The organism is Zobellia russellii (assembly GCF_044597075.1).
GTDB classification, from domain to species: domain Bacteria; phylum Bacteroidota; class Bacteroidia; order Flavobacteriales; family Flavobacteriaceae; genus Zobellia; species Zobellia russellii.
Genome location: NZ_CP139000.1, coordinates 1,022,597 through 1,048,661, shown reverse-complemented (window position 1 = coordinate 1,048,661; position 26,065 = coordinate 1,022,597). Strand labels below are relative to the sequence as shown.

Sequence of the window (26,065 nt, the reverse complement as noted above, 5' to 3'; positions counted from 1 at the left end):
AAGCCTTTGTTTTCAGTGGTTTATCTCTGTGTTGGAATCCGAAATATGGATTCATAAAAACTACTTTAATAATATTTTAGCACTTCTACACAGTTATTACAACGTTAGAATCGTATTTTTGATATAATCATTTTGAAAAAAGTATGGCATTTTTAAAGACAATCTTAATAATTTTATTGGTCTATTATCTTTTTAAGATCTTAGTGAAGATGTTTGCCCCCAAAATATTCGGGTATGCCGCTCGAAAAACCCAAGAACATTTTAATGAAAAGTTTGGTGAATTTGCACAGCAAACAAATGGCCAAAATCAAAAGGAACGGGTAGGAGATGTTATAATTGATAAGAAACCATCAAGAAAGAATACTTCAAACAATCAGGTGGGTGATTATATTGATTTTGAGGAAGTAGAGTAAACTTCTTTGTACTACACTAGTTTTTTTTATACTTTAAAATCGAATACTTTTTGAACTTATAAAAGCTTTGCAATCGGCGTTTATGTTTTTAAAACTTACGACTATCCTTTAAGTTAAGTTCAAAACAAATTCGAAAGTAGAGATAACTTCATTATTTTAGCCGAAACAACCGATAAATCCCATTATGCAAAAAGGATTGAAGGCCTTCTTCGTACATTTTTTTGTTACTATTTTTTTTGTGATTGCCGCTTTGGCCTATTTTCATCCCGTGCTTCAAGGCAAGGTAATAGAACAGTCAGATATTGTTCAGTTTACGGGTATGGCCAAGGAGCAGAACGATTTTAGAAAGAAAACTGGGGAAGAGCCCTATTGGACAAATAGTGCCTTTGGAGGCATGCCCACTTATCAGTTAGGCGCGTATTATCCTCACGATTACGTTAAGAAATTAGATAATCTAATCCGGTTTTTACCTAGACCCGCAGATTATTTGTTTTTATATTTTATTGGCTTCTATATCTTGCTTTGTTGCCTGAAAGTAGATTATAGATTGGCCATAGTTGGTGCCTTGGCCTTTGGTTTTTCAACCTATCTCATCATTATTCTTGGTGTTGGGCATAATGCAAAAGCCCATGCCTTAGGGTATCTGCCCATGCTTTTGGGAGGTATTGTATTGGTGTTCCGTAAAAAATATCTCTGGGGATTTATTTTAACTGCAATTTCAATGGCATTGGAGATAAGGGCCAATCATTATCAGATGACCTATTATTTCATGCTTTTGGTTTTAATTTTAGGTGTAGTTTACTTGGTAGATGCCATACGAACAGAAAAGCTAAAACATTATTTTAGTTCTGTAGGCCTACTCCTGGTTGCGGTTACATTGGGTATTGCCGCTAATGCAACCAGTTTAATGGCTACAAAGGAATATGCGGATTGGAGTACCCGTGGTAAATCTGAATTAACCATTAATCCAGACGGCTCAACAAAAGAAAATACGGGAGGGCTGGAGAAGTCATATATTACCCAATGGAGCTACGGTATTACGGAATCATTGAACCTTTTTGTACCCCGCTTGTTTGGGGGGTCAAATAACGAGAACCTGGGGGAAAACTCCAAAAGTTATGATTTCTTAATAGATCAAGGTGTGTCTCGTAGCCAAGCATTGAATTTTTCTAGTGGTTTGCCCTTATATTGGGCCGATCAGCCCGGAACGTCAGGTCCTGCTTATATTGGTGCCATTATCTTTTTCCTGTTTATCTTAGGGCTTATTTTAGTGAAGGGAAAAGCCAAATGGTGGCTTCTTGGAGGCGTGCTAATGTCTCTGTTTCTGTCTTGGGGAAAGAATTTTAGCTTTTTGACGGACTTCATGATTGATTATTTTCCGTTATATGATAAGTTTAGGGCAGTCTCTTCTATACAGGTCATTTTGGAGTTGTGTGCTCCAGTGTTAGCTATTCTGGCATTGCGCGAACTTTTTAAATCTACGGTTGATGTTTCCGAAAAGCTGAATGCACTTAAGATATCATTTTTTACGGTATTGGGTTTAAGTGTTGCATTGTTCATCTTTAAAGCTGGTTTCGATTTTGAAGGCCCTAGTGATGATTTTCTAAAACGAAATTATGGGGATGAACTGGTTTCTTTGATTCAAGCAGACCGGAAAGCCGTATATAACTCAGACCTTTTACGGTCTATGATATTTGTCCTTTTGGCGGCCTTGGCACTTTGGTTCTATATTAAAGGAAAACTTAAAGAGAACATAGCCATAGTTGCAATTGGGGCATTGATTATTTTTGATTTGGTTGGTGTTGGTTTACGCTATGTTGACTCCGAGAATTTTGTTTCTAAAAGGAAAATGACACAGCCGTTTCCTGAAACTGCTTTGGACAAGGAAATAAGTAAGGATAAGAGTATCTATAGGGTGTATGATCCCAATGAAGGTATTAACGGTGCCCGTACATCTTACTATCATCAATCTATTGGTGGGTATCATGCGGCAAAACCAGCCGGACTGGAAGACCTTTTCAGCTTTTACGTGTATAAAGGCAACATGGGCGTATTGAACATGTTAAACGTAAAGTATGTAATTCAGCAGGATGAAGAAGGTAAAAGTTACCCCGCTGTAAACCCTAATGCCAATGGCAATGCTTGGTTTGTAAACCATGTAGTAAAAGTGAATTCTGCAGATGAAGAAATTCAGGCTTTGGATAAATTGGATACGCGAACCGAAGCTGTCATAAACGTGGCCAAGGTTAAAAATTTGAACAATTTTGAATTTAAGGTAGATTCTACAGCTGCTATAGTTTTAACGGATTACGCTCCTAATCACTTAACTTATAAGTCTAAAAATTCTAATGATGGCCTTGCTGTTTTTTCCGAAATGTATTACCAAAACGGATGGAACGCTTATATAAATGGAAAGTTAAAAGACCATATTAAGGTAAATTATACCCTAAGGGCCATAGAGGTTCCAAGTGGGGAGCACACCATAGAATTCAAGTTTGAACCTGAAGTGGTAAGGATAGGAAGCCAGATTACGCTAGCAAGTTCCATTGTATTGGTGCTTATAGTTTTAGGCGGAATAGGTTTTACATTCTATAGTTCAAAGAAGGACGAAGGTCAAGAAAAGAAAGAAGTTGAAAAATAGTTTGTACAGGTTCCCCAATCTTACATCTAGTAATTTAAGCTTATGAAGAAAGTCCTCATTATCACCTATTATTGGCCTCCTGCTGGTGGGCCAGGTGTGCAGAGGTGGTTAAAGTTTGTAAAGTACCTTCGCGATTTTAATGTGGAACCCATAGTTTACATTCCGGAAAACCCGCATTACCCAATAGAGGATGCCACTCTAATTGCTGAAGTTCCTAAGGACATTACAATCTATTCACAGCCCCTTTTTGAACCTTATGGATTGGCAAAGGTGTTGTCCTCAAAAAAAACAAAACGTATTAGCTCTGGTATTATTCAAACCAAGAACCAATCGTTTTTTGAAAAGGCCATGCTATGGGTTAGAGGAAATTTTTTTATTCCCGATGCTAGAAAATATTGGATTAAGCCTTCGGTAAAATATTTGTCGGATATCATTGCTAAAGAAGGGATTGAGACAATAATCACTACTGGGCCACCGCATAGTGTTCATCTGATCGGTAGACAATTAAAAAAGGATAAAGGGCTAACTTGGTTGGCCGATTTTAGGGACCCATGGACTTCTATTGGGTATCACAAAGAATTAAAACTGACCAAAAGTTCCGAAAAAAAACACAAGGAGTTGGAGTATGCCGTGTTGAACGAAGCGGATAGAATTCTTGTGACCAGTGCTACGACCAAATTAGAATTTGAACAAATTACAAAACAGCCTATTTCTGTAATTACCAATGGGTATGATTCCGATTATGAGAATGATGCAGATTTAGATAACAATTTTACAATTTCCCATATTGGATCCTTATTAACGGGCAGAAATCCTAAAAACCTATGGAAGGTATTATCTCAAATTGCTGCGGAAAATGCAGTTTTCCGTGGAGACCTTCAATTGGAATTTATGGGGGTAGTAAGTCAAGATGTAATGGATTCAATGTATAGATATGAGTTAGGTCCTTATATAAAAATGAGAGGGTATGGCTCTCACGCCGAAGCCCAACGAAGACAGCAAAGGTCTCAGCTACTACTTATGATAGAAATAGACAGTGAGGAAACTAAGGGAATTATACCGGGCAAGCTTTTTGAATACATGGTTGCCAAAAGGCCTATTTTAGCGATGGGGCCAAAGAATTGGGAGGCAGGTAAGATTATAGAACAGACCGTGGCTGGAAAGGTATTTGATTATGATGCCGATGCAGAGCTCAAAAAAACTATACTTAAGTGGTATAACGACTTTAAAAAAGGGACAATTACTTCAGAATCTATTCATATTGAGAAGTACAGCCGAAAGGCACTTACTCAAGAACTTTCAAAATTATTGTAATGGGAGTGGTATTTAAACAATCACTGAACAATTCGATCATTACATATTTGGGTTTTGGTCTTGGGGCACTAAATACTTTAGTGCTTTATCTACGTTTTATGGAACCCGAATATTATGGGTTGCTACAGGTTGTGTTATCGGCTTCAGTGGTCATAATGCCATTACTTGCTTTTGGAGTACCCAATACCTTGGTAAAGTTTTATAGTGGTTTCACGGATGTTAAATCAAAAGATGGTTTTCTTACCCTTATGCTTTTCTTGCCATTGGCATTAATGCTACCCATTGCGGGCATAACCTATGTAGTGAACGATAGTATTTCAAACTTCTTATCCAAGGAAAACCCAATTGTAAGAGGGTATGTCTGGCATATTTTCTTTGTAGCTATGACCATGGCCTATTTTGAAGTTTTTTATGCTTGGGCCAGAGTCCATATGAAATCGGTCTTTGGTAATTTCATGAAAGAAATTTTCGGTCGGGTAGGGCAATCCGTTCTTTTGGTGCTTTTGTATTTTGACGTAATTTCGGTAACCTCCTTTATAGATGGTCTAGTGGTGGTATATGTACTGCGGATGCTTTTTATGAAAATCTACGCATATACCTTGTACAGGCCAAGATTGGTTTTTGATTTCCCTAGTAACACACGTAAAATTTTGGTGTATAGTGCATTGATTATTTTGGGTGGCTCAGTTGCTATTGTTCTTTTAGAGATTGATAAGGTAATGATCAATCAGTTTATAAAAATTGAAAACGTAGCCTATTATAGCGTAGCCAGCTTTATAGCTTTGGTGATAGCCGTGCCTTCACGTTCCATGCATCAAATAATGTATCCGCTTACAGCGGAGCTTATGAACAAGAATGATTTGGCGGGATTAAGCAGGCTCTATCAAAAAAGCTCGCTAACACTATATATTATATCCGGACTTTTGTTTGCTCTTATATTTTTGAATCTCAATGACCTCTATGAATTACTACCAGATGCTTATCGTAATGGATATGTAATTTTTGTATGGTTGGGCCTAGCTAAGCTTTATGATGCCCTGTTGGGGAACAACAATTCCATTTTATATAATTCGGATTATTACAGGGCGGTTTTATATATGGGAATATTTTTGGCTATCGTAACCGTATTGCTCAATGTTTGGCTTATTCCTGCATATGGTCTAGATGGTGCTGCAATTGCCAGTTTTTCAGCTTTCTTCATCTATAACACGGTAAAATTGATTTATGTTAAGATGAAATTCAACATGCTTCCCTTTACTAAAGAAACCGTTCAAATTTCGGTATTGTTGGCCATTACCTTGCTTACTTTCTATTTTATCCGCCTACCTTTTCATCCTATCATAAGCATTATGATAAAAAGTTTGGGGATAACCTTGCTCTATGTTGGGGTTCTATATAAGTTTAAAATCTCGGAAGATGTTTTCCAAGTGCTTTCAAAAGTATTTGGAAAGAAAGGTCAATAACTATATCTTAACACTCAGTTTCGTTAAAAAAGCTCCCTAATTACATGTACCGGTCTGTTGAATAGACTGTTATTTTTTATTTTATCACCTTGTAATGTTAAATGAAATGGGCTACATGGTTAAAGGTAATCTTAGGGCTTGTCTGTATTTGGACGTCTATGAAACTTTGGAGCATGCAGAAGTAAAAATCTACAAAGTAGATAGTGGTTCAAAAGTTACTCACGATTACAAAAATGAACTGCGCATTTTATCTTCGGATGCCATTTTAGATAAATCTAAAAATCTTTTGGGAAGTGGTTTTACAGATTCCGAAGGAAATTATGCAGTTGATGTGTGCGATTCGTACAATGAAGGTGCCATAGAGATTGATCTTGTGGTAAAGGATAAACAAGGGCGTAAAAAGAAAAAACAAGACCCTATCCATTTTACGGTCAAAAGGTTAATGCCTGTATGGAGAAGTAATGAAGAACTTAAGGAATTTAGTTGGAACTACAGTTTTGGTTTTCAATTGTGGAGCCAAGTAAGACATCATTTTGATATTTGGACCATTATAGGAAGTGTTAAGTCTATTGAAGATAGGAAAACACCTATAGAAGAAGTGCTTATCTCCGCAATGGATGTAGACTGGATTAAAGACGACTTTTTAGGAAGCGCCGTTACGGATAGCAACGGAAAATTTAGAATAGATTACAACAGTATAGATTACAAGCAAACATACCTTTCTCCACTTATAAGTATAGAAACCCCTATTTCTTCCATGCCTGGGCCTGGTGTCTATTTTAAAATTACAACTTCTGATGGTATTTTGTTATATGAAGAGAATAGAGCGGTAGGTAGAACGGAAGAAAGAAAAAATATTCCGCGTTGTTTCAATATTGACTTGTATATTTAGCATTAATTATAATTTCGGGCTATTTCTACTAGTCAGTATCAACAAGTACCTCAATGAAAATACGGATAAAAGGTAACTCTATACGTGTGCGTATTACCAAAACAGAAGTGTCGCAACTTTGTAAAGAAGGATATATTCAAGAAGAAACACAATTTGTAAATAGCACATTTACATATGCTTTAAGCAGCCAAACCGGAGCAACTTCGCTTACAGCTAGTTTTGAGAATGATAAAATTACTTTGATTTTGCCTTCGGAAACGATTCAGGGTTGGGAAAACAGTAAAATGGTAGGGTTTAGTAATTTAGTACCTCTTAAAGATGGAAAAACTCTATCTCTTTTGGTAGAAAAGGATTTTACTTGTCTAGAAGACAGGGGAGAAGATGAATCCGATAATTACCCTAACCCGAAATTGAAACACTAGAAATAGAAGTTAAGTATGTCACATAAAGACAATCAAAGGAATGTTACAATAATAGGTTCCGAAGATTTTTCAAATATTAAGATTAAAGAACCTGTTAAGTATGCAGCAGGGAAATTAGGGGTTACCGAGGCTTTACGCCACGGATTTAAAGAAATGGGTATAGTACGCTCTATGCGTGCCTTTTTGGAACTTAACCAAGAAGATGGTTTTGATTGTCCAAGTTGTGCTTGGCCCAACCCGGAACATCCGTCGTCTATTGCAGAATACTGTGAAAATGGGGCAAAGGCCGTTGCCGATGAGGCCACTACGGACAAAATTGGTCGTGATTTTTTTAAAAAATACTCTGTAGAGGAACTTTCCAAATTAACGGAATATCAACTGAACAAATTTGGTAGAATTACAGAACCGTTGGTGCTAAGACCAGGCAGCGTAAACTATGAACCCATTTCTTGGGAAGAGGCTTATGAACTTATTTCTATAGAGCTACATAAATTAAATTCACCGGACGACGCCATCTTCTATACATCAGGTAGGTCAAGTAATGAAGCAGCCTATTTATACGGTATGTTTGCGCGTGCCATTGGGACCAATAATATGCCCGACTGTTCCAATATGTGCCACGAATCTAGTGGAGTAGCCCTTTCGGAAACTTTAGGTATTGGAAAAGGTTCTGTGAAATTAGAGGATTTATATGGTGCGGATGTCGTTATTGTTGCAGGTCAAAACCCAGGTACGAACCATCCTAGGATGCTATCGGCATTGGAGAAATGCAAGAAGAATGGGGGAAAGGTAATTAGTATTAACCCTTTGGAGGAATCCGGTCTAATAAATTTTAAAAATCCACAACATTTAAATGGTTTAATTGGTGGTGGGGAAGACCTAACGGATATTCATTTGCAAGTCCGTATCAATCAAGACATCGCTTTAATGAAGCTCATCTTAATGAGACTTGCCGCTTTGGATGAGAGTGGGCAAAAGGTTTTTGACCATGATTTTATGGTTAAATATGTAGATGGTTATGAATCCTTGATTTCAGACTTTAAGAATTATGATGAGGAATCACTATTAGCCTTGAGTGGCGTTAGTGACGAAAAAATTAATGAAACGGTAGCCCTTTTGGCAACAAGTAGCAACATCGTAGTATGTTGGGCCATGGGGTTAACTCAGCATAAAAATGGGGTAGCTACCATATGCGAATATTTAAACCTATTGTTATTAAAAGGGTCTTTGGGAAAACCTAATGCAGGTACCTGCCCGGTGCGTGGTCACAGCAATGTGCAAGGGGATCGCTCTGTGGGTATTATGCATTTTGTGAATGAAGAACTAAACGCGCGTATAAAGACACACTTAGGGTTTACTGCTCCAGATAAAGAAGGTGTAGATGTTGTAGGAGCTATTAAGGCCATGCACAATGAAAAGGGTAAAGTGTTTATTTGTTTAGGCGGAAATTTTCTGATGGCCGCTTCGGATACTATGTATACTGCACAAGCAATGCAAAATTGTGAACTTACTGTACAGGTAAGTACAAAGTTGAATCGCTCTCATCTGGTTACTGGAAAAACGGCACTTATATTGCCCACTTTTGGTAGATCTGAAAAAGATATGAAAGATGGCACGTTACGCTATCAGACTATGGAGGATAGTATGGGGCGGGTAAGACAATCTCGTGGACTTTTAAAACCGACTTCAGATAACATTAAAAGTGAACCTGAACTTATTGCCGAATTGGCCCATACTTATTTTGGTGGTAGACACTCTGTAGATTGGAAAGCTATGGGCGAGAACTACGAACTTATTAGGGAAAGTATAGATAAGGTAGTTAAGGGGTTTGAAAATACAAAAGAGAGATCTAAGGGTATAGGCTACTATTTACCGAACAATGTTCGTAACCTTGATTTTAGTATGCTTCCTAATGGCAGGGCCCAATTGACCGTTAACCCTTTGCCGGAACATAACTTAAAGGAAGAGGAGTTCATGTTAATGACAATTAGGTCTCATGACCAGTTCAATACCACTATTTACGGTATGGATGATAGGTACCGCGGAATCTATAATGAAAGACGGGTATTGTTCATGAATCCGGAGGATATGGAAAAACAGGGGCTTAAGAAAAAAGACGTTATAAATATTAGCAGTTCATATAATGGTGAGGTGCGTACGGCCAATAAGTTTTTGGTGGTGCCTTACAATATCCCTTCCGGGGATTTGGCAGCGTACTATCCAGAGACCAATGTTCTTATTCCTCATGATCAGTATGCGGATAAAAGTAAAACGCCAATTAGTAAATCCATAAAAGTTACTGTAACAAAGGTGGGCTAATTCCATTACTGAAAAGAAAAACCCCCGCAGCAAATAAATCTACTGCGGGGGCAACAACTAACCAACCTAAAAACTATCTTAATATCTTCTTGAACTTCTTGATGTTGTAGCTCTTGAAGAGGTATTATTTCTACTACTTCTAGATGGGGCCTTAGTTACAGACCTTCTAGAAGAACTTCTTGTACTAACGTTACTTCTACTTTGCGAAGGAGCTTTTCTAACAGTTCTATTTGTACTCCTGTTATTCTGCGGACTTCTATAAGTAGTCGTACTTCTTTTTACCGTCGTGCTACGTGGTGATCTGGTTACTGTTCTTTTGTTCACCGTATTGCCATTAGCTTTTCTTACTGCAGTAGACCTCCTTGCTACCGAACTATTTCTAGACGGGGTGTTTGCTCTAGATCTCACCGTTGTGCTACGGTTCGTAATTTTACGATTCGTATTATTAGAACGTGTGGCACTACTTCTTGAAACGGTTCTTCGTGCTGAATTATCACGATTTGCAACCGACTTGTTCGTACGAGTAGTAGCGTAATTTCTCTTTGAAACAGACCTGTTGTTTCTTGAGTTATTTGTTCTAACTGCTACTCTTCTGTCATTTCTATAGATTCTAGACCTATCATTTCTTACTTTATTATATCTATGCGTTCTTCCAATTTTGGCATAAGCACGTCTAGTATTATATCTATAAGGATTGTAATAGGTGTAACGAATAGGGCTGTAAAATCTTCTATAAGGTCTATTGAACACTAAACAAAAGCCTAATGTAGGTCTTGCAAAGAATGCATGAAAAGGTCTGTATACATAATTTCTATTATAAATATTGATGTATCCGGTGTGATAATCATATAAACCTCTACGGTTATAGTACACATACATTCCACCTACACTACGTACGCGATTGTTATTATAGCTAATATCCACATCTCCAATTTGTGTAACACGACCATAATAGTCATAATAAATAGGTACGTTTTCAACTTGTATTACAGCACCGTAATCATCGTACTGGGCATACGGACTATAATTAAATCCCGAATTAAAGGTAACCCCGTTTCTACGGCCGCTTACACGACTGTCTATGTAAAAATCGAATTCACCATCTGGGTATACCGAAAACGTAATGCCATTCTCAACAAAAATAAATGAGTCGTTGTATCTATAAGCATTGCGTTCTGCAACCTTATCTTCAACTGTACCTGTGGCCATAACACCAGAAGTGCTAAAAATTAGGGCCGAAAAAAAGAGTAGTAAGTTTCTCATGATATAAGGTTTTAAATTCCTGAGTGTAATTATTTACATTCGAATTGTAATAAACAAACAGCGTGCCAAAAAACAGAAGGTGCATACAAGCATCTTATAATGAGTTAATTATAAGTTTTAAGGTCGATGTAAAAAGAAGGGGTTTCCTTTAGATAGGTTTGAAAAAGTGAAAAAGTAAAAGACCATATTTCTCTTTTTACAGAAAATATGGTCTTTTATATTCTATTAGGTAAAATCTTTATTCTCCTATAGTTTCTCTTTTAAATAGGTAGCCGTAAAAGAAGTTTTACTTTTTGCAACCTCTTCAGGAGTACCCTCTGCTAATAAGTTTCCACCTCCTTCACCACCTTCGGGGCCTAGGTCTATAATATAGTCTGCACATTTAATCAATTCAATGTTGTGCTCAATAACAATTACGGAATGTCCTTTTGAGATAAGAGCATCAAAAGATTTTAAAAGCTTTTTAATATCATGAAAATGCAAACCTGTAGTAGGTTCATCAAAAATAAAGAGCGCCTTGTCTTTTGTGGTGCCTTTTACTAAAAATGAAGCAAGTTTAATACGCTGTGCTTCTCCACCTGATAGTGTAGAGGAGGACTGCCCCAAGGTTACATAGCCAAGACCTACATCTTGTAAAGGCTTCAGTTTAGTAACAATTTTGGTTTGTTTGTACTTTTCAAAGAAGGCAATGGCATCGTCAATGGTCATGTTTAAGACGTCATCTATGCTGGCATCTTCGAATTTGACCTCTAACACTTCCTTTTTAAAACGTTTTCCTCCGCAGGTGTCGCATTCCAAGTGAACATCTGCCATGAACTGCATTTCTACAGTAATTTCACCTTCACCTTTACACTTTTCGCATCGGCCACCATCAACATTAAAAGAAAAATGCTTGGCTTGATATGCTCTTATTTTACTAAGTTTTTGCGAAGCGAAAAGACTCCTAATGTCATCATATGCTTTAATATAGGTTACCGGGTTTGAGCGTGATGACCGCCCTATTGGATTTTGGTCTACAAACTCAACGTGCTTGATGGTCTTGTATTTTCCTTCAACTTTGGTAAACTGTCCTGCTTTTTCTCCATAGCCGCCTACTTCTTTCAAGATAATGGGATACAACAGTTTTTTGACCAAAGTGCTTTTTCCGCTACCGGAAACACCGGTTACCACGGTAAGCATATGAAGCGGAAACGTTACATTAATATTCTTAAGGTTATTTTCCCGAGCTCCTATAATAGTTATGTAATCTGTAGAAGTTCTTCTTTTACTGGGAACGGGAATTTCTTCTGTTCCGTTCAAATAATGAGCCGTTAAGGAGGTTGATTTTAAAATATCATTAAGAGTCCCATGCGCAACTACTTCTCCGCCATGTGTACCTGCTTCTGGGCCAATGTCAATAACTTCGTCCGCTGCTTTCATGATATCTTCATCATGTTCAACAACAATAACCGTATTGCCAAGGTCGCGCAAGGATAGTAAAACATCTATTAAGTTCTCTGTGTCCTTGGGGTGCAAACCTATACTGGGCTCATCTAGGATATACATACTTCCCACAAGGCTACTGCCCAATGAGGTTGCTAGATTAATACGCTGACTCTCTCCGCCGGATAGGCTATTGGACTTTCGGTTAATAGTCAAATAGCTTAAACCTACTTTATTTAAAAAGCCTAATCTGGTATTGATTTCCTTTAATAAGCGAGAAGCAATTTTCTCATCGGTTTTATCCAAAACCAGCTCGTCAAAAAACGGAATCAATTTTTTAATGGGCAGCTCCACCAAATCGGAAATGTTTTTTCCGTTAACTTTAATATTATCGGTTTCTTTCCGTAACCGTTTCCCATGGCAAACATTACATCTTGTTTTACCGCGGTAACGGGAAAGCATTACCCTATTCTGTATTTTATAACTTTTTTCCTCTAGCTGCTCAAAAAATTTGTTGAGTCCAATAAAGTGATTATTCCCGTTCCAAACCAATTGCTTCTGCTCATCCGAAAGCTCAAACCAAGGTTTGTGAATGGGAAAATCAAACTTATAAGCCGAGTTTACCAGTTGATCTCTATACCACCCCATACTTTCACCTCGCCATGGAAATATGGCATTTTCATAAACGGATAAGGCAGTATTGGGAATAACAAGGTCTTCGTCTATACCAATTACATCTCCGTAACCTTCACATTTTGGGCATGCTCCATAAGGGTTATTAAAGCTGAACAAATGCACGTTAGGCTCTAAGAAAGACATACCATCTAGTTCAAACTTGTTACTAAACGGAATTTTTTCTCCTGTGGCCAGTTCTTCTATAGCACATTCTCCTTTTCCTTCAAAAAAAGCGGTATCAACGGCATTGGCCAATCGGTTGTAGAAATCCTCATCGTCTTTTACGATAATTCTATCAACCACTAACTCAAAATTTCTGCCAATATCTTCCGGCACATTATCTATGCTTAAGACTTCATCATTATATTTTATCCTAGCATATCCTTGTTTAGAAAGTAATTGAAGTGATTTTAAAGGTTCTCTATTTTCATCAATAACTATAGGAGCCAGTAAGAGTAATTTGGTTCCTTCTTCGTATTTCTTTACATGGTCCACAACGTCTGTAACCGTATCCTTCTTTACTTCACGGCCAGAAATAGGGGATATGGTACGTCCTATACGGGCGTATAGCAATTTTAAGTAATCATAAATCTCCGTAGTGGTACCCACGGTAGATCGCGGGTTTGTAGAATTTACTTTCTGCTCAATGGCAATGGCCGGGGCTATACCTTTTATATAGTCTACTTTAGGTTTGTCAAGTTTACCCAAGAACTGCCTGGCGTATGAGGATAAACTCTCTACGTAACGTCTTTGACCCTCTGCGTAGAGTGTGTCAAAAGCCAAACTAGACTTTCCTGATCCGGAAAGACCGGTTATAACAACTAATTTATTACGGGGTATAACAACATCTATATTCTTTAGGTTATGCAGCTTTGCACCCTTTATTATAATGTTGTGCTTGGGGTTTACATCTACTATTTCGACCATTTTCATATCTAAGTATGCAAAGATACAATATGGAGAATTCAATAACTAAAATTGTATGAATGGCATTAAAAAATGTGTGCATAACGATAGAAATTTTCTAAAGTCATTTAATTTTTTCTATATTTGAGCCCTAATAAAATGTTAATACGCCTATAGCAAAAAATTACTTTTAGAAAGTTTAAAACATTATCTACAAGACCTTTCCATAGGGAAGGCGTCTCGTTTTAACCATTAAAGTAATTGTTATGGATATATTGACGGAAGATTCCCTTCTTATTAAAAAATACGTTTCCGGTGATGAAAAAGCATTGGAAATTCTGATTGAGAAGCACAATCAGCGGTTAAGTAGTTTCATTTATTCTAAAGTGAACAACCGTAATATTACTGAAGACATTTTTCAAGATACCTTTATTAAGGTTATAAAAACATTACGCCGCGGAGCGTATAATGAAGAGGGTAAGTTCTTGCCTTGGGTAATGCGTATTGCGCACAACCTTATTATAGACCATTTTAGAAAAAGTAGTCGCATGCCTATGTTTGAAGGAGCGGATAGTTTTGACATTTTTTCTTTAATTGGCGATGATAAGCTTAATGCAGAACGCCAATTGATAAAAGATCAAATAGATTGTGACCTAGAGGTGCTGGTGGCAGAATTGCCTGCAGACCAAAGAGAGGTGTTGATTATGCGTATCTATAAGGATATGAGTTTCAAGGAGATTTCGGAAAACACCGGTGTTAGTATAAACACGGCATTAGGGAGAATGCGCTATGCCCTTATTAACCTAAGGAAGATAATAGAACAGCACAATATTGTTTTAACGAATTAATAGGCGGTAGGTCGAAGCTATTCATTATATTTATATTAGTGCCGTTATACCATTGTAACAATACTAAAATAGATATGGAAAAAATTTACGCTACAGAATCGGACAAATGTAGATTGGCTAAAGCAAAACCTTCAACAGTAAAGTTTCTATTGGATTATTCAAAAGCTTTAGAAATTACAGAAGCAAACGGCCTACAATTTGAATCTAATTTGAACTAAGCTTAGTTCCTTTAAAGTATATAGAGCCCTGTCAATGAAAATTGGCAGGGCTTTTTTGTAGGAAATAACTAGTGTAAATAGCTGTTTTTATAGCGTAAGGTATACGTTATGTCCTATTAGTAACATTTGTTGGCATTAGCAAGGTAGTTCTGAGGTATTCTACAGAGAGCTGATTTTGTGTGGCTAACGCACTTCAATCCATTTTATTTTGCAGAAAAATAGAAAAGTAGCATTTCACATCAAAAACTAGCGGTTTTACAACAATGTTTTTTTCTAGAGGCCTCTATTATCTAGTTTTATATCATAATTAACAACAAGGTCATCCACCAAAGGATAACAAAACACTCAAAAAGAACTAAATAACAAAAGCCTTTCTTTAGAAAGTCTCAAGTCTAAAACTAAAAACCCTACACCATGAGTTCACAGATCGAAGATTCAGTACTAGTAAGAGATTACATTAGCGGCGATGAAAAAGCGCTTGAAGTTTTAATTAACCGTCATAACCAAAGAATTTCTAGCTTTATTTACTCTAAGGTTTTAGATAGAGATGTTACTGAAGATATTTTTCAAGATACCTTTATTAAAGTAATCAAAACTTTAAAAAGAGGGTCTTATAGTGAAGAAGGTAAATTTTTACCATGGGTAATGCGTATTGCACACAATTTAATTATTGACCATTTCAGAAAGAACAAAAGAATGCCAATGTTTGAAGGTAGTGATGATTTTAACATCTTTTCTGTAATAGGTGATGATAAATTAAATGCTGAAAAACAGATAATTAAAGACCAGATAACATCTGACTTAAAGCACTTGATCGAAGAATTACCGGATGATCAAAAAGAAGTTTTAGTAATGCGTATCTATAAAGATATGAGTTTCAAGGAGATTTCCGAAAATACTGGAGTAAGTATCAATACTGCCTTAGGTAGAATGCGTTACGCGTTAATTAACCTTAGAAAAATCATAGACAAGAATAACATAGTGTTAACTAATTAATAGATCACTAATAATACATAACAATATTTCCATTCTAGTTGCGTTATCCTTTGTATAACAATACTACTATTATGGAAAAAATTTACTCTGAGAATCTTGAAAGAGGTGCAACTATTCAAGCCACAAAAGAAACAATCAACTTTTTGCTTAGTTTTTCAAAGCAATTTCACATAGTTGAGTACAAGAATTTTCAATTTGAAAATAGCTTGAACTAAATATATAAGACCCGATTTTAACGGGTCTTTTTTGCTTTGTAATATTCGTCTATGACGGATTTTCTTCCAATAGTTTTGGTAATGATGTCATTTTCTAAATTCCATCCCCTGGCTGGAGAATATTCTCTACCGTACCAAATAATCTGAAGATGCAAGTCGTTCCAAATTCCCTTTGGGAACAGACGTTTGGCATCTTTTTCTGTTTGCACTACATTTTTTCCATTCGTAAAGCCCCAGCGGTACATTAATCTATGAATGTGGGTGTCTACCGGAAATGCCGGAATCCCAAAAGCCTGAGACACCACAACGCTTGCAGTTTTGTGCCCAACGGCAGGAAACTCCTCTAAAAGTTCTATTTCCCGCGGAACTATACCCTCGTATTTTTCAATCAACATCTTAGATAGCCCGTGAATTCCTTTTGATTTCATAGGTGAAAGCCCAACGGGTTTTATAATCTCCCGGATTTCTTCTACCGATAGCTTTACCATGTTATAAGGATTGTCTGCTCTTTCAAACAACAATGGCGTAATCTGGTTGACCCTAACATCTGTACTCTGGGCGGATAATAAAACCGCAATCAATAAAGTATAGGGGTCTTTGTGGTCTAAAGGAACCGGTATAGTGGGGTAAATCTCCTTTAGGGTCTTAATAGTAAAATCAACCTTTTCCGCTTTTGTCATTTTTGTCTAATTTTAGCAACGAAAATTGAAACACAAAAAAGAAGTGCTATGAATACATTGCAAGTAGGGGACAAAGTACCCGATTTTTCAGCTAAAGACCAAGATGGCAATACAATTAAATTATCCGATTATAAAGGCAAGAAGTTAATTGTCTTTTTCTACCCCAAAGCAAGTACGCCAGGTTGTACCGCTGAGGCATGTAATTTGAGAGACAATTATGAGGAACTCCAATCTCAAGGTTACGAACTATTAGGAGTAAGCGCTGATTCTGAAAAAAGACAGACCAATTTTAAGAACAAATATAACTTTCCATTTCCGCTATTAGCAGATGAAGACCATACGGTAATAAATGCTTTTGGTGTTTGGGGACCCAAAAAATTCATGGGACGTGAATATGATGGTATTCACAGAAAAACATTTGTAGTAGATGCTGAGGCTACTGTTACTAAAGTAATAGATAAAGTAAAGACCAAAGATCACGCAGCCCAGTTACTGGAGAGCTAGTTGCTATTTTATAAGATATAAAAAAAGGGGCTCAGCCCCTTTTTTTTATTCTACCTTATCTTCTTTTTCTGATTTAAGTAATTTCCTAGTAAACAGGTTTTCATCCTTAATTATCTGAGGTATACCTTCAGGAAGCATTTCTTCCCATCCTTCTTCATTGTTTATCAGTTTTTTAAGGGCATCCCTGGAGAAAATATGCATAATTTCAGGATCATAATCTATAATGTCCATTACTTTGCCATTATACTTAAAGAACTTGTAAAGCTCTTTCATTCTTGGGTGAACCTTAATATTGTTACTAGTCATGATCTGACCGGTTTCCGCATTTTTCATTGGGTAAAGGTAAACCTGAAGATCTTTAAAGAACAGTTTTCCAAAAGCTTCCAAAATACCTCCGGATAAATGTCTGTAATACTTCTCATCAAATATATCTACCAAATTGTTGACACCCATAGTAAGGCCAATTTTGGCCTTTGTGTACCTGTTGAAGTATTCCACAAGTCTAAAATACTCTTGAAACTTAGATATCATTACCGTATGCCCTAAAGAACATAATAGCTCGGCACGGTCCATAAAATCTTGTTCGTCAATTTCTCCGGATGCTTTTAGGTTAGAAAGGGTTATTTCAAAAATAACCATGGTACTTTCTTGGTTTACGGCCGGATCGCGAACAAATATGTCATAAGACTTATGAAACATATCCATATTTACTTTGGTAACTGGTCTAAAGCTTCCGCGCAATGCCAAAATGTTCTTTTTGTAAAGCGCTGCGGCAGGTAAAAAGTTATTGCCGTCAGGTCCGAACATAACCGCATCGGTCATGTCGTTACGAATCAGCTGAAGACTCATTAACCTGTTGTCTACTTCTTTAAAGTTAGGCCCAGAAAAGTTCACCATATCAATCTCCACGGTATCCTTATCAATATGGTCATAAAGATATTTCAGCATTTTTCGTGGTTTATGGTATTTGTAAAAAGCACCATAAATTAAGTTAACACCTAATATACCAAGAGTTTCTTGCTGTAAACGCGCTTCGTTCTGTTTAAAACGAATGTGAAGTATAATTTCATCAAGCTCTTTTTGGTTGGGGTCTAATTGAAATCGAATTCCAACCCAACCATGACCTTTATATCTTTTGGAGAAATCTATAGTAGCCACTGTGTTGGCATACGAAAAGAAAAGTCGCTCTGGGTGCGTTTCACGGCTAATACGTTCTTCCATGAGTGTCATCTCATGCGAAAGCATCTTTTTTAATCGCGATTGTGTTACATAACGCCCATCATCTTCAATACCATAAATGGCATCGCTAAAATCCTTGTCATACGCGCTCATTGCCTTGGCAATGGTGCCTGACGCACCTCCGGAGCGAAAGAAATGACGCGCCGTTTCCTGGCCGGCACCTATTTCGGAAAACGTTCCGTAAATGTCTGGATTTAAGTTGATTCTCAAAGTCTTGGCTTTGATTGAAGGGATATTCTCAAATACAGTGTCTCGTTTTAAAACTGAAGCCATTTGGTCGATTTTGCTTTTAACAAAGTTAACAAGTTCGGGTTACCTATTAAATTTTTTAGTTATAAATTTGATTCTAGATGAGCAATACGTTAAAAATTACTTTTTTGGGTACGGGCACTTCTCAGGGAATCCCTGTAATAGGCAGTAATCACCCGGTTTGCAAGAGTATTGACCCAAAAGATAAAAGACTTAGAGTTTCCGCTCTGGTATCATGGGAGGATTATAATTATGTAATAGATTGCGGTCCTGATTTTAGAGCGCAGATGCTTACAAATGAGGTGCTTAAATTAGATGGTATCTTATTTACCCACGAACATTCTGATCATACGGCCGGCCTGGATGATATTAGGCCTTACTTTTTTAGACAGGGAGATGTACCTATATATGCGCATAAACGTGTTGCAGATTCCCTAAAAAGACGATTTGATTATATTTTTGCCGATGAAAACAGGTATCCAGGAGCACCTGCAGTAGCTGTAAACCTTATTGATAAAGACCGCCACTTTTCTATTGGAGGAATAAAAGTGACACCCATTGAGGCAAGTCATAACCGTATAAAAGTTTTGGGCTTTAGAATTAAAGATTTAACCTACCTAACGGATGTAAAGACCATGACATCTGTGGAAATGGAAAAAGTAAAAAACTCAAAAGTACTGGTGGTTAATGCATTACGTGAGGAGCCACACCACTCGCATTTTAATTTAGAAGAAGCCTTGGCTTTCATAGAACAAGTAAGACCGGAAACGGCTTATCTCACGCATATTAGCCATATGCTGGGTTTTCATGAGGAAGTTGAGAAAAAATTGCCTAAAAATGTACATTTGGCATACGATAATCTAACCATTACAGTTTAAAGTACAAACCACATTCATTTATGAAAAGTAGAATAGTTTTTTACCTGTTAATCTTTGTATCTCTTATATGTCTTTACCTTTTTGTAAGTAACGGAAAGATGGCAAACGTAAAGGATGAACGTATTGCTAAACTGGAAGCAGAAATAGTTCAGTTGCAGGATTCAGTAAAGAACACTCAGTTAAAGGTGCTAGAAATGCAATATTTCTCTTTAGAAAACAATGACGATGCATTGGCTTATTATGATCACTTGGATCTTAATGACCCATCTAGATACATTGCCGATAAATTGTTGGAAACCAATGAAACTAAAGGTAATAATCCCCTTGTACCTTATGAAGGTATGGAGAACGACTTCAAAATAAATAAAATAAAGGTTTTAAACCATAAATGGATTTTAACCGATTTCTCCGATGGAAAATACTGGGGAGAGCTTCTTATTAAGTATGAGCTTAAAGATGATTTAGGTGTAGATTTCACCCTGCTTGACCACCTGCTGTACACACGAAGCCAATAATTAAATTTTGTCTTCCAGCCACTTTTTAAAAGAATAGAAGTTTTGAGGGGCAACACCATGGCCTACTGGAAATTCTTCGTAAACATGGTCAATACCCAAATTTTTAAGGAATTCTGGTGCCCGCTGCGCCCATTCCGGAGGAATCACTTGGTCTACTTGACCGTGGGACGCATATATTTTTAATTGGGAGTGCTCCTTTTCCTTGTAGCCTTCTTTTAAAATTGCTTCGTTGATATAGCCACTTAGGGCAATTACATTTTTAATTTTTTCGGGATAGGAAAGGGCTACGGCATAGCTCAATATGGTGCCTTGGCTAAAACCAAGAATAGTCACATTACTGGCATCAAGGCCATAAGTGTTACAGGCTTCATCAATAAAGGCTATGATTTTATCCCTAGACTGTTTTGCTTGTTCGTCATCGCTCCATTTGCCTTGTTCCGCGTCAAAATTAATGGCGTACCAAGCGTTACCATAAGGCTCCATAGGGTAGGGTGCCCTAACTGAAATTACACAGAGTTCTTCTGGTAGTTCCGGGGCAAAGGAAAACAAATCTTCTTCATTGCTTCCGTAGCCATGAAACATAAATAGAACCGGGGCTTTGCCTTCTTTTACTGTGGAAGGTCTAATCAGGTGTTCTAAGGAAAGGGGGGCTGTAGTCATTAGATAAATTTAAGCCATTTTTGAAAAAAAGCGCCAACAAGTGGAACGGACTGTTTTACTTCTTTTAGCACACCTATAAAGCCATACCACCATAGCACAAAATAAGAAATGTACAAGCCGTACCAAGCATACTCATTGAACCATTGACTTAAAAATAGGGCAAATCCTATAAAAAATAAATGTAATCCTAATGCTTGCCTAATATGGAAACGAGCAAATTCATTTCTGCTTTCCGAGTTCATGCTAATGGCAATAAGCGAACCTACTATAGTAAAATAGGCCGTTATAGCTGCTGTTTTTCCTTCCTTTGCTGTGTTCATGGCGGCAAAGTTAATCTAAGCTGTAGTCTTGCACAAAAAAAAAGACCCTGTTTTGGGTCTCTTTGTGAATGCTATAATTTAGGTCATCTAGCCTATATTCCCTACTAAAGGAATTTTTTCCACTTTACCGTTCATTGCATTTATGGCGCCAATGATTGCTAAAATCAAGCCTGCATATTGCAAATAGCTCAATGCACCAATTCCAGTAAACATAATCAACAAGGCGGCTATAAATGATACGATTATTCCTGTAATCCATGCTCTAAGTGCTTGGCCTATGTGAAAAGTGGCAAATTCATTTTTCTGATTCCTGTTCATAAAATAAGCTGCAAGTGTGCCTATTAGCGTTACGTAGCTTATGATGGCCATGGTTTTTCCTTCTTCAATGGTGTTGTGGTCCATAATGTTGTTGTTTTGTGTTATTTAGTATTGGTGGTTAGGTGTATGCTATTATTGATGCTTCCGTATACGCTACCTTTCATTTCAGAGCCTAAAAACATACTGTTTTTGGATGTAGACTCAATATCTTCTTCATTAAAGGTAGAGCTTCCTTCCGGGGTAAAAAGCGTTAAACAAGCGGTTTCCCCTTCTTTTATTTCAGGTGATTTTAGGCCATAACGCTCACGTCCTTTGGTTAAAAGATTAACTACAGCTTCCATATCTAAAAGCTGGTTAAGACTGCCAAAGGCTGTTTCTAAACCAATAGTTCCGTAAGAAGCATTATCAAACTCAATTCGTTTTTCCTCTATGTTCATAGGGGTATGGTCGCTGGTTACAAAATCTATAGTACCGTCTTTTAGACCTTTTAAAAGTGCTTTGGCATCAGGTTTTGTGCGCAAAGGCGGCAACACCTTATACGTAGAATCAAACTCTTCTAAAACGGAGTCTGTATAGACCAGGTTATGAATGGCAACACTACAACTCACGTCCAATCCTTTTTTCTTCGCATCTGCAATGAGTTTAACAGAAGTGGCCGTAGAGATTGTAGGTATATGTAATTTACCTCCGGTATATTCTAAAATAAAAAGGTCTCTGGCTACTTGGAGTTCTTCTGCCAAAGCCGGAATTCCCTTCAATCCCAATTGGGTAGAGACCGCTCCTTCATTTACAATGCCTTTTCCCGCAATTTTGGTATCCAAGGGAAAGGAATAAACCAATCCACTAAAATTTTGTACATATTGCAAGGCAACCTTTAGGAGGTTGGCATTGGTCATGGGAAGTTTGTAATCATAAAAGCCCACCGCTCCAGCATTTTTCATGTCGTACAACTCGGCCAAATCGTTGCCATCCGCTTTCATCGTTAAAGTACCAAGTGGATAAAGATTGGTGAGTTGCCCAGCTGCTGCATTTTTAAGGTATACAATATCCGAACTGCTATCCGGACAGGGGTGGGTACTTGGATTAAGGACAACATCCGTAAAGCCACTCAAGGCTGCAGTGCGTAATCCATTTTCTATGGTTTCCCTTTCCTCGTAACCCGGTTCGCCAAAAGAAACGCTACTATCAAACCAGCCAATGGAAACATGCAAGTTTTTGTGTTTTACCACTTGGGTTTTACTTTCGGGTTCTATTTTTGCAGCTATTTTGGCAATTATTCCGTCTTTAATAAGAATGTCACGAGTCTTTAAATGAAGCGATTCGTTATGCTTATCAATAATTTTTGCCGATTTTAAGAGAATGTTCATTTAAGATATTTTTGAATAAGTACTTCAATAAACAGCAACACCAACGCTAAAATAACAAACCATTTCCAAAGCTCGGTTACCGTGCTATCTTTTTCAATGGTTTGGAACAAGGAAGATATAGAAGTTGATGTAGATGCGGTTTTTTGGTCCTGAATGTTTAAATAAGTGAGATTGCTCTCGTTTCTATCGTAATTAAAGCTGATGTTCTTTATAGTTTCTTCGTCTTGCCGTATTTCATAAGTACCATCTTCCTGCAAACTCTCGTTAAAGGAAAGTGAAACCTTATTACTGAGCGATTGTTGCTGTGGAATAAACTCGTAAGACCCTTTCTTTAATTTAAGAATATCGTCTTGAGCTAAGGAAGTAGGGACATCTACTGAAACAGGTTGTCCTAAAACCGAATATAAAGGGGGTAAATTAAGACTTCCAGAAGCCATATTATAGAAGGTTGGGACTACTATTGGGGAATTAATAAAGTTGGAGTTTTCAGTTGATAGGGACGAGGTGAACAAATAAAACGTATTGTTACCTATTAAGAAGGGTTCATTATTCTGAAAAGCCAGTGCGGTAGGGGCAACGGTTTTAATTTCATAATATGCTGAAACCTTTGGATACTGAAAATTGGTTACTTTTTTTTCAAAAACATTCCGATACAGAGGGTGAGAAAATGAGATGTTGGTTATTTCTCGCTCATCCCGTATATTTTGTAAAAAAGTGGTTGCGCCGTAGTTGCTAGTCAGTGCATTATAGGAGTCTATATTACTAATTGTAGATGGAATAATTGTCAAATGGCCACCGTTATCAGTAAACGCTTTTAGACTAGTAGTCAATGATGAGGGAATTTGTTCCAAATTATTGAGGACAATGAAATTTTGAGCTGGCAGGTCGCTGTAATTGAGGTTTTTCAATTCGCTCGCAGTGTAAACAAACTCATCTTTTGTAAAAATTCGGTTAAGGAAGGTGTTTTGGGTGTCACCTATAGCGAGTACTTTAATTTTTTCCTTTTCGGCAATCGTAAAATAAAGCGAGTTATCATATGTTAATCCGGAATCTGTTATTTTAATCTTACCGTCAAAAGCTTCGTTTTTAGGAATGGAAAAATTGGCCGTTCCTTTTTTGAACTCGTTGAAGGATGTAGATGTTTTGGCAACAAGCTTATCGCCATTAAACAAAGAAACCGGAATGTTGGTTACCTCTCCAGCCCCGGAGAGCTTAACCAAAAGATTCAAGTTTTCAGAAGATTCAGATTCTATATAGGCGGAATCAATGGCAACGTTTATTGTTTCTTCAGCACGTAAGGTTACCCAATGGACGTTCACATTTTGCAGGCTATCTAACTGTGAACCGACCATGTTTTGCTGAAAATCCGATAGCACTATCAGATTTTTTTCGGTAGAATTGTCCGTAGAAAATAAGGTGTTTCCCTTTAAGTAAATTTCGTTTAGTTGCAACTGATTATTGCTCGCGGCAAGAGCTAAAAATTCATTCTGAACTTCTGATAAAGTAGTATTTCTGAATGTTTTGGTATTTGTAAAAAGTGTGAAACGCTCCGTTTTGGGCAGGTTCTTAATTAGTTCTTGAACGGCGTTTTCTAAAAGTGTAGCACCATCGTCCTTTAGTTCCATGCTAAAAGAGTTATCTAGATAGATAACCGTTTCCTTTGACTTCAATGCTGTTTCTTTAGCAAAAAATGGCTGTGCAAAAGCAAAAATAAATGCAGCGAGTAGAAGCATTCTTGTAAAAAGAAGCAACCATTTTTTTAACGTATTGCTTTGTCTGGATTCCGAGACGACCTTTTTCAGGAACTTAACGTTCGTAAAAGGTGTTTTTTTAAACCTACGTAATTGAAATAAATGAATGAAAATAGGAATCAGGAGAAGAAAAAGGGCCCAAAAGAGTTCTGGATATTTAAACTGCATTTCCTGAATTGTGTTGCCAAAGATAGGCATTTCATACTTTATTGCTACGGTAGTCAAAAAGATATTTTACTTCATTTTTAGAAACGATAAATTAAGCCTGATACTCAGTTTTTAGCAAAAAAAGAAATAGTCTTTCATTGGTTTATGGTCAAGGCCCGTGAAGAACTTTTTTATATAGGTCTGTGCATCTGCATTTGCAACACTAATAATGCTCTGGGCGTTAGGAAGCTCTTTTAATTTACTAAAATGAAACATTTCTTTATCGTAAATATGTTTCCCAATTTTCCTAGGATTGTCGCAAACCCAATAAAAATCTATATTCTGTTCCAGTAATGCCCTTGCAATTTCTTTTCCCTTGGCACCGGCTCCCCATACCGTCAATGGTCGTTTGGGGTCATAATTAAGCTTTAAAAAATAATGAAGTTTGATTTGGAGAAAATAATTCTGAGCGTAATGTTCACTGGTTCTAGATGTTCTGGTGTCATAATCACGCCACAGATGCAATAGTTTAGAAGAAGGTATGCACTTAAGGCCGTTTGCATAGAACCGAAAAGTAAGGTCATAATCTTCAGGGTAGAGATTGGGTCTAAAAGCACCACACAGGTCCAAATCATCTTTATGAACCATCCAGCAAGGGGAGGGGATAACACACTCTTTATATATTTCCGAATAATTGTTACCCGTTTCAGTTAAGCTGTTTAACCATATTTCATAACGTTCGTAACCGTTGCTAATACCCCTATGAGAAAAATAGCGTACCTGCCCCAGAGCTACGTGTCCTTCCCCATGATTTAAAAGCGCTTCTACCATGACTTTTAGCTTTTCCGCTGCCATAATATCATCAGAATCCATGCGAGTAATAAACTTTCCTTTACTATGTTTGTATGCTGTTCTTAGCGCTTCAATGATGCCACTTCCTTCATTATCAAAGAGCTGTATGCGCTGGTCATTTTTTGCGTACGAATTCACCAAATTACGACTGCCGTCTGAACTTTTGTCATTTACCGCTAGCACCTCCCAATTCCTGTATTCCTGTTCTACTATGGAGTTAAGGCATTGACTTAGAAATGATTCCGTGTTTCTAAAAGGGATAAGAATACTAACAAGGGGCTGTTGCATAGGTGGCAATTTAGGAAAATTGATGCCCATTTTTGATTGTTCAGAATAAAAAATAAAAAAACATTTTACCAACTAGAAAAAGGTTGCTATATTTGCACCCGCATTCAGGGAATACCTGATGAGGCACTCAGGAGAAATGGCAGAGTGGTCGAATGCGGCAGTCTTGAAAACTGTTGAGGGTCACACCTCCGGGGGTTCGAATCCCTCTTTCTCCGCATAAAGAACCCCGTAAACATGAGTTTACGGGGTTTTCTTTTTTAAGTAGAAAACTGGTTTTTTGCTAACGTTGG

At 37.3% G+C, this 26,065-nt stretch carries 23 protein-coding genes and 1 tRNA gene; 14 read left to right on the top strand and 10 right to left on the bottom strand.

Features of this window, described 5'->3' with window-relative positions:
* Positions 1 to 143 precede the first annotated feature (143 nt).
* The 7 genes from SJY45_RS04455 (at position 144) to SJY45_RS04425 (ending at position 9,464) form a co-directional block, all read left to right on the top strand.
* Entirely contained in the window at positions 144 to 413 is a 270-nt protein-coding gene (locus tag SJY45_RS04455; protein ID WP_215440572.1) for a DUF4834 family protein, read from the top strand.
* A 184-nt stretch (positions 414 to 597) separates the two neighbouring features.
* The gene (locus SJY45_RS04450) at positions 598 to 3,054 is read left to right on the top strand and encodes a YfhO family protein (protein ID WP_400073420.1); all 2,457 of its coding nucleotides are present in this window, start codon (positions 598 to 600) and stop codon (positions 3,052 to 3,054) included.
* 42 nt (positions 3,055 to 3,096) lie between these two features.
* Positions 3,097 to 4,368 carry a glycosyltransferase family 4 protein gene (locus SJY45_RS04445; protein WP_400073419.1) on the top strand — a complete coding sequence of 424 codons (1,272 nt, stop codon included), beginning with the start codon at positions 3,097 to 3,099 and terminating at the stop codon, positions 4,366 to 4,368.
* A complete protein-coding gene (locus tag SJY45_RS04440; RefSeq protein WP_289062566.1) occupies positions 4,368 to 5,831 on the top strand; it encodes a lipopolysaccharide biosynthesis protein in 1,464 nt (487 codons plus the stop codon). Before SJY45_RS04445 ends, SJY45_RS04440 begins: the two co-directional genes overlap by 1 nt.
* Before the next feature lie 115 nt (positions 5,832 to 5,946).
* The gene (locus SJY45_RS04435) at positions 5,947 to 6,723 is read left to right on the top strand and encodes a hypothetical protein (protein ID WP_400073418.1); all 777 of its coding nucleotides are present in this window, start codon (positions 5,947 to 5,949) and stop codon (positions 6,721 to 6,723) included.
* Between the two features lie 53 nt (positions 6,724 to 6,776).
* The gene (locus tag SJY45_RS04430; protein ID WP_400073417.1) at positions 6,777 to 7,145 is read left to right on the top strand and encodes a DUF7009 family protein; all 369 of its coding nucleotides are present in this window, start codon (positions 6,777 to 6,779) and stop codon (positions 7,143 to 7,145) included.
* A gap of 15 nt (positions 7,146 to 7,160) precedes the next feature.
* The gene (locus SJY45_RS04425; RefSeq protein ID WP_400073416.1) at positions 7,161 to 9,464 is read left to right on the top strand and encodes an FdhF/YdeP family oxidoreductase; all 2,304 of its coding nucleotides are present in this window, start codon (positions 7,161 to 7,163) and stop codon (positions 9,462 to 9,464) included.
* A 78-nt stretch (positions 9,465 to 9,542) separates the two neighbouring features.
* Here SJY45_RS04425 and SJY45_RS04420 read toward each other — a convergent pair whose 3' ends face one another.
* Complete coding sequence (locus tag SJY45_RS04420; RefSeq protein ID WP_400073415.1) at positions 9,543 to 10,727, bottom strand: hypothetical protein; 1,185 nt, start codon at positions 10,725 to 10,727, stop codon at positions 9,543 to 9,545.
* 246 nt (positions 10,728 to 10,973) lie between these two features.
* Complete coding sequence (gene uvrA, locus SJY45_RS04415) at positions 10,974 to 13,751, bottom strand: excinuclease ABC subunit UvrA (RefSeq protein WP_400074293.1); 2,778 nt, start codon at positions 13,749 to 13,751, stop codon at positions 10,974 to 10,976.
* A gap of 245 nt (positions 13,752 to 13,996) precedes the next feature.
* On the opposite strand from uvrA, the gene SJY45_RS04410 reads away from it, so the two are divergent.
* The 3 genes from SJY45_RS04410 (at position 13,997) to SJY45_RS04400 (ending at position 15,792) form a co-directional block, all read left to right on the top strand.
* Positions 13,997 to 14,578 carry a sigma-70 family RNA polymerase sigma factor gene (locus SJY45_RS04410; RefSeq protein WP_215912276.1) on the top strand — a complete coding sequence of 194 codons (582 nt, stop codon included), beginning with the start codon at positions 13,997 to 13,999 and terminating at the stop codon, positions 14,576 to 14,578.
* 74 nt (positions 14,579 to 14,652) lie between these two features.
* Positions 14,653 to 14,796 carry a hypothetical protein gene (locus tag SJY45_RS04405; RefSeq protein WP_215440556.1) on the top strand — a complete coding sequence of 48 codons (144 nt, stop codon included), beginning with the start codon at positions 14,653 to 14,655 and terminating at the stop codon, positions 14,794 to 14,796.
* Positions 14,797 to 15,210: 414 nt separating this feature from the next.
* On the top strand, positions 15,211 to 15,792 hold the full coding sequence (locus SJY45_RS04400) for an RNA polymerase sigma factor (protein ID WP_215440554.1): 582 nt from the start codon (positions 15,211 to 15,213) through the stop codon (positions 15,790 to 15,792).
* Positions 15,793 to 16,024: 232 nt separating this feature from the next.
* Here the strand turns inward: SJY45_RS04400 and nth are convergent, their stop codons facing one another.
* Positions 16,025 to 16,687, bottom strand: a complete 663-nt coding sequence (nth, locus tag SJY45_RS04395) for an endonuclease III domain-containing protein (RefSeq protein WP_400073414.1) — start codon at positions 16,685 to 16,687, stop codon at positions 16,025 to 16,027.
* 48 nt (positions 16,688 to 16,735) lie between these two features.
* Between nth and bcp the strand changes: the two genes are divergently transcribed.
* On the top strand, positions 16,736 to 17,191 hold the full coding sequence (bcp, locus tag SJY45_RS04390; RefSeq protein WP_400073413.1) for a thioredoxin-dependent thiol peroxidase: 456 nt from the start codon (positions 16,736 to 16,738) through the stop codon (positions 17,189 to 17,191).
* Positions 17,192 to 17,236: 45 nt separating this feature from the next.
* Here the strand turns inward: bcp and SJY45_RS04385 are convergent, their stop codons facing one another.
* The gene (locus tag SJY45_RS04385) at positions 17,237 to 18,703 is read right to left on the bottom strand and encodes a TonB-dependent receptor (protein ID WP_215440548.1); all 1,467 of its coding nucleotides are present in this window, start codon (positions 18,701 to 18,703) and stop codon (positions 17,237 to 17,239) included.
* 77 nt (positions 18,704 to 18,780) lie between these two features.
* Here SJY45_RS04385 and SJY45_RS04380 point away from each other — a divergent pair, with 77 nt between their 5' ends.
* Together SJY45_RS04380 and SJY45_RS04375 are read left to right on the top strand one after the other, a co-directional pair.
* Positions 18,781 to 19,557 (top strand): MBL fold metallo-hydrolase, encoded by a 777-nt coding sequence (locus tag SJY45_RS04380; RefSeq protein WP_400073412.1) that lies wholly within the window; start codon positions 18,781 to 18,783, stop codon positions 19,555 to 19,557.
* A gap of 20 nt (positions 19,558 to 19,577) precedes the next feature.
* Complete coding sequence (locus SJY45_RS04375; protein WP_215912279.1) at positions 19,578 to 20,072, top strand: hydrolase; 495 nt, start codon at positions 19,578 to 19,580, stop codon at positions 20,070 to 20,072.
* On the opposite strand, the gene SJY45_RS04370 is transcribed toward SJY45_RS04375, so the two are convergent.
* The 6 genes from SJY45_RS04370 to SJY45_RS04345 all read right to left on the bottom strand — a co-directional run bounded on the left by SJY45_RS04370 (position 20,073) and on the right by SJY45_RS04345 (position 25,775).
* A complete protein-coding gene (locus SJY45_RS04370) occupies positions 20,073 to 20,732 on the bottom strand; it encodes an alpha/beta hydrolase (protein WP_289062575.1) in 660 nt (219 codons plus the stop codon). It lies immediately after the preceding gene.
* On the bottom strand, positions 20,732 to 21,052 hold the full coding sequence (locus SJY45_RS04365) for a hypothetical protein (protein ID WP_215440542.1): 321 nt from the start codon (positions 21,050 to 21,052) through the stop codon (positions 20,732 to 20,734). Before SJY45_RS04365 ends, SJY45_RS04370 begins: the two co-directional genes overlap by 1 nt.
* 87 nt (positions 21,053 to 21,139) lie before the next feature.
* Positions 21,140 to 21,454 (bottom strand): DUF4870 domain-containing protein, encoded by a 315-nt coding sequence (locus SJY45_RS04360; RefSeq protein WP_215440541.1) that lies wholly within the window; start codon positions 21,452 to 21,454, stop codon positions 21,140 to 21,142.
* A gap of 17 nt (positions 21,455 to 21,471) precedes the next feature.
* Positions 21,472 to 22,737 (bottom strand): dihydroorotase family protein, encoded by a 1,266-nt coding sequence (locus SJY45_RS04355; protein WP_400073411.1) that lies wholly within the window; start codon positions 22,735 to 22,737, stop codon positions 21,472 to 21,474.
* Complete coding sequence (locus SJY45_RS04350) at positions 22,734 to 24,713, bottom strand: BatA domain-containing protein (protein WP_400073410.1); 1,980 nt, start codon at positions 24,711 to 24,713, stop codon at positions 22,734 to 22,736. The genes SJY45_RS04355 and SJY45_RS04350 overlap by 4 nt, the downstream gene beginning before the upstream one ends.
* 54 nt (positions 24,714 to 24,767) lie before the next feature.
* Positions 24,768 to 25,775 (bottom strand): glycosyltransferase family 2 protein, encoded by a 1,008-nt coding sequence (locus SJY45_RS04345; RefSeq protein WP_400073409.1) that lies wholly within the window; start codon positions 25,773 to 25,775, stop codon positions 24,768 to 24,770.
* A 130-nt stretch (positions 25,776 to 25,905) separates the two neighbouring features.
* On the opposite strand from SJY45_RS04345, the gene SJY45_RS04340 reads away from it, so the two are divergent.
* Positions 25,906 to 25,990, top strand: a tRNA-Ser gene (locus SJY45_RS04340).
* The last annotated feature ends 75 nt before the right edge of the window (positions 25,991 to 26,065 follow it).